The 4,140-nt window shown below is 75.0% G+C and carries 4 protein-coding genes; all 4 read left to right on the top strand.

Annotated features, from left to right (window positions below; genetic code table 11):
- Positions 1-909, top strand: a 909-nt coding sequence (locus DQW06_RS28060; protein WP_117199610.1) for a glutamate-cysteine ligase family protein, incomplete at its 5' end; no start/stop codon positions are given.
- Positions 906-2,246 carry an ergothioneine biosynthesis protein EgtB gene (gene egtB / locus DQW06_RS28055; RefSeq protein WP_071621548.1) on the top strand — a complete coding sequence of 447 codons (1,341 nt, stop codon included), beginning with the start codon at positions 906-908 and terminating at the stop codon, positions 2,244-2,246. The genes DQW06_RS28060 and egtB, both read left to right, overlap by 4 nt.
- The gene (gene egtC / locus DQW06_RS28050) at positions 2,246-2,989 is read left to right on the top strand and encodes an ergothioneine biosynthesis protein EgtC (RefSeq protein WP_013151692.1); all 744 of its coding nucleotides are present in this window, start codon (positions 2,246-2,248) and stop codon (positions 2,987-2,989) included. The genes egtB and egtC overlap by 1 nt, the downstream gene beginning before the upstream one ends.
- Positions 2,990-3,054: 65 nt before the next feature.
- Entirely contained in the window at positions 3,055-4,029 is a 975-nt protein-coding gene (gene egtD / locus DQW06_RS28045; RefSeq protein ID WP_013151693.1) for an L-histidine N(alpha)-methyltransferase, read from the top strand.
- The last annotated feature ends 111 nt before the right edge of the window (positions 4,030-4,140 follow it).

The raw sequence follows: 4,140 nt of genomic DNA, 5'->3' as shown, positions 1-4,140 counted from the left end.
GCCCGCTACACGGCCATGGAGCGCTTCTTCGCCCACCACCGCCAGCCCAGCGGCTACACCATGATGTGCAGCACCGCCTCGCTCCAGGTGTGCCTGGACACGGGGGAGGACGCCGCCGACGTCCGCGACCGCTGGGAACTCGTCCACCGGCTCGGTCCGGTGCTCGTCGCCGCCTTCGCCAACTCCGCCGTCTGGCGGGGCCGCCCCACCGGGTGGAAGTCCACCCGCTGGGCGATCTGGGCGGCCACCGACGCCACCCGCACCCGGCCCGTCCTGGACGCGGGCAGCCCCGCCGACCCCGCCACGGCGTGGGCCGAGTACGCGCTGGCCGCCAGGGTCATGGCCGTCCCCGGAGGCGAGGGCCCCTGGACCCCCGACCCGGGCGTGACCTTCTCCCAGTGGCTCGACGGGCAGGGTCCGCGCCCGGCCACCCGGGCCGACCTGGAGTTCCACCTCAGCACTCTCTTCCCGCCCGTGCGCCCGCGCGGCTGGTGGGAACTGCGGATGATCGACGCGCTGCCCGTGCGCTGGTGGCCGGTCCCGGTGGCGCTCGCCGCCGCCCTGGTCGACGACCCCCGCGCCCGCGCCGCGGCCGAGGAGGCCACCGAGGAGCTGTGCGGGGGGCGCTCCCCCGACCGCCACCTGTGGCTGCGCTCGGCGCGCCTGGGCATGGCCGACCCCGACGTCGCCCGGTGCGCCCGCGCCTGCTTCGACGCCGCCATCGAGGCGCTGCCCCGCATGGGCGCCGCCTCCCTGGCCGCGCTGGTCGACGACTACGCCGACCACCACACGCGGCGCGGGCTCAGCCCCGCCGACACCCGGCCGACCGTGCCCGTACCGCGCCCGGCGCGGGGGGAGCGCGTACGGTCCGCGGCCGCGGGCCCCGGACACGTGGAAGGAGCACGGTGAACCACGAACAGGAGCGCGCTAAGGAGCGCATCGCCGCCGAACTCGACCGGGCGAGGGACCGCAGCAACGGGCTGACCCTCCACGCCCTCGACGAGGGGGAGCTGCTCGCCCAGCACTCGCCCCTGATGTCGCCGCTGGTCTGGGACCTGGCGCACGTGGGCAACTACGAGGAGCAGTGGCTGCTGCGCGCCGCGGGGGGCCGTGAGGCGCTGCGCCCCGACATCGACACCCTCTACGACGCCTTCGAGAACCCGCGCGCCGAACGGGTCAGCCTCCCGCTGCTGCGGCCCGAGGAGGCCCGCGACTACAACGCGCGCGTGCGCAGGGAGGTACTCGACGCGCTGGAGTCCGCCGACCTCACCCGGGTGGAGACCGGCCCGGACGGCGAACGCTCCCTGCTGGACGCCGGGTTCGTCTTCCACATGGTCATCCAGCACGAGCACCAGCACGGCGAGACCATGCTCGCCACCCACCAGCTCCGCAAGGGCGAGCCCGTCCTGCTGGAGGAGGCCGCGCCCGTCACCGCGCTGCGCCCGCCGGTCCGGGACGAGGTGTTCGTGCCCGAGGGGCCGTTCACCATGGGCACCGACGACGACCCCTGGGCCTACGACAACGAGCGCCCCGCGCGCACCGTCGACCTGGGCCCCTACTGGATCGACACCGCCCTCGTGACCAACGCCGCCTACCAGGAGTTCATGGACGACGGCGGCTACCAGACCCGCCGCTGGTGGACCCGCGACGGCTGGGAGTGGAAGGAGAAGCGGGGAGCGGTCTCCCCTGCCTTCTGGACCCGGGAGGGGACCGGGTGGTCGCGCCGCCGGTTCGGCCGCCAGGAGATGGTGCCCCCCGACGAGCCCGTGCAGCACGTGTGCTTCCACGAGGCCCGGGCCTACGCCGCCTGGGCGGGCAAGCGCCTGCCGAGCGAGCCCGAGTGGGAGAAGGCCGCGCGCTTCGACCCGGTCAGCGGCCGGTCCCGGCGCTACCCGTGGGGCGACACCGATCCCGGACCCGGCCACGCCAACCTGGGCCAGCGCAGGCTGGGCCCCTCACCCGCCGGGCGCCACCCCGACGGCGCCTCGCCGCTGGGCGTCCAGCAGCTGGTCGGCGACGTGTGGGAGTGGACCTCCACCACCTTCACCGGCTACCCGGGGTTCCGCGCCTTCCCGTACGAGGACTACTCGGAGGTGTTCTTCGACGACGGGTACAAGGTGCTGCGGGGCGGCTCCTGGGCCACCCACCCCACCGCGGCCCGCGCCACGTTCCGCAACTGGGACCACCCGATCCGCCGGCAGATCTTCAGCGGTTTCCGCTGCGCGCGCGACGCGGAACCCGCCTGATGTGCCGGCACCTCGCCTACCTGGGGCCGCCGCGCACGCTGCACGACCTGCTGTACGCGGCGCCCCACTCACTGCACGTCCAGTCCTGGGCGCCGCGCATGCAGCGGTACGGCACCGTCAACGCCGACGGGTTCGGCGTCGGCTGGTACCCCCCGGAGGACGGCCCCGCCGAACCGCTGCGCTACCGCCGCGCCATGCCCGTCTGGGGTGACGCCTCCTTCGCCGACGCCGCCCGCGCCATCGCCTCCGGGTGCGTGGTGGCCGCCGTGCGCGACGCCACCGTCGGGTTCGGCTCGGAGGAGTCGGGCGCCCAGCCCTTCCGCGCCGACCGGCTGCTGTTCAGCCACAACGGCGCGGTGGAGGACGACGAGGCGCTCACCGCCGCGTTCGCCGCGCCCCCGCCACGCGGCGTACTGGACGCCCGCGCCCCCCTGGACTCCGCGCCGCTGTTCGCACACACCGTGCGACTGTGGCGTGACTCCCAGAACCTGTCCGAAACCCTGGCCACCGTGGTCCGCGAGGCCCGCAAGCACTCCGGGGGCCGCTACAACCTGCTGGCCAGCGACGGCCATACCCTCGCCGCCACCGCGGCCGGGGACACCCTGTTCACCCTGCGCGAGCCGGACGGCGGGGTCTTCCTGGCCTCCGAGCCCTTCGACGACGCCCCCGGATGGCGCGAGGTCCCCCAGGACTCGGTGGTCGCGGCCACGGGGGAGCGCACCGAGGTCCGCCCGATCGACTGACCGGCTCCGCCCAGCTTTCCGACACCACCTGTCCCGGGTACATCTTCGGGGACACAGGAGGCACCATGTTCCGGATTGACCGAAACCTGACCGCCGACGACCTCGACAAGGCGTTGCGCACCGACGTCGCCGAGGGTCTGACCGCGCGGCCCAAGCGGCTCCCGCCCAAGTGGTTCTACGACGAACGCGGCAGCTCCCTGTTCGAGGAGATCACCGCCCTGCCCGAGTACTACCCCACACGCGCCGAACGCGCGATCCTGGAGCTGCGGGCCGACGAGATCGCCGCCGCGGCGGGCGCCGAGGCGCTCATCGAGCTCGGCTCCGGATCGGGGGTCAAGACCCGCCTGCTCCTGGACGCGATGCGCCGCCAGGGCCGCCTGACCCGCTTCGTGCCCGTCGACGTCAGCGGTGACTTCCTCGACTCCTCCGCCCGCCGCGTGGCCGACGACTACCCCGGCCTGGACGTGCACGCCGTGGTCGGCGACTTCGAGGAGCACCTCGGGCTGCTGCCGGTCGGCGGGGAGGGCGGGCGCCAGTTGCTGGCCGTCCTGGGCTCCACCATCGGCAACCAGGAGCCGGGGCCGCGCGCGGCCTTCCTGCGCGACGTCCGCGGCGTCCTGCGCCCCGGGGACTCGCTGCTGCTGGGCGCGGACCTGGTCAAGGACCCCGCCCGCCTGGTCGCCGCCTACGACGACGCCCGGGGGGTCACCGCGGCCTTCAACCGCAACGTCCTCGCCGTCATCAACCACCGGCTCGGCGCCGACTTCGACCCGGACGCCTTCGACCACGTGGCGCGCTGGAACGCCGAGCGCGAGTGGATCGAGATGCGGCTGCGCTCCCGGGCCGCCCAGCGCGTGCGGATCGCCGACCTGGACCTGGAGGTCGAGTTCGCCCCCGGGGAGGAGACGCGCACCGAGGTCTCCGCCAAGTTCCGCAGGGAGGGGCTGACCGCGGAGCTGGAGGGGGCGGGGTTCGCCCCCACCCACTGGTGGACCGATCCCGCGGGGGACTTCGCGCTCACCCTGGCCGACGTCCGCTGACACCGAAGGGGCAGGTCCTGCCACGGGTGTCCGGTGGCGCTGCCCGGCCGCGCCCGCCGGAGAGGCGGCCCGGTCGGGCACGTCCGCCCACGTCGCGGGCCGGGCCGCGAC

The sequence above is a fragment of the Nocardiopsis sp. TNDT3 genome (assembly GCF_003427465.1).
GTDB classification, from domain to species: domain Bacteria; phylum Actinomycetota; class Actinomycetes; order Streptosporangiales; family Streptosporangiaceae; genus Nocardiopsis; species Nocardiopsis dassonvillei.
The sequence above is the reverse complement of the archived record's forward strand: the minus strand, read 5'-3'. Positions and strand labels throughout refer to the sequence as shown.

What these genes read in the sequence shown, in the direction of transcription:
- egtC (WP_013151692.1), top strand. Translation starts at nt 2,246, where the DNA reads ATGTGCCGGCACCTCGCCTACCTGGGGCCGCCGCGCACGCTGCACGAC.
- egtD (WP_013151693.1), top strand. Translation starts at nt 3,055, where the DNA reads ATGTTCCGGATTGACCGAAACCTGACCGCCGACGACCTCGACAAGGCG.